The sequence below is a fragment of the Paraburkholderia sp. SIMBA_053 genome, from assembly GCF_046534895.1.
In the GTDB taxonomy this organism is placed as follows: Bacteria; Pseudomonadota; Gammaproteobacteria; order Burkholderiales; family Burkholderiaceae; genus Paraburkholderia; species Paraburkholderia caledonica.
Genome location: NZ_JAWRXU010001556.1, coordinates 1 through 241 on the forward strand (window position 1 = coordinate 1; position 241 = coordinate 241).

Consider the following 241-nt stretch of genomic DNA (forward strand, 5'->3'; position numbering starts at 1 on the left):
CGCTCCCGGACCCTCGCACCTGCAGGTCGCGCACGGGGCCCGCACCGTCTGCGACGCCGACGGGCTCGCCGAGGAGGTCGCCCAGCGCGTCGGCGATGCCGGCCGCGTCCTCGGCCCGCACGCGCACGTGCTGCGAGGTGAGCAGGACCGGGTGCAAGCTCGAGGTGATGGGGTCGACTGCCACGATGTCGAACGCGCGCAGGGCCCCGGCGGGTGCGTCGCCGGCCAGGCCGCGGGTGTT

Annotated in this window: 1 protein-coding gene; it reads right to left on the reverse strand. The window is 76.8% G+C overall.

Features of this window, described 5'->3' with window-relative positions; translation table 11 throughout:
* Positions 1-241: hypothetical protein (locus SB753_RS40790; protein ID WP_410805642.1), on the reverse strand; the 241-nt coding region annotated here is incomplete at both ends.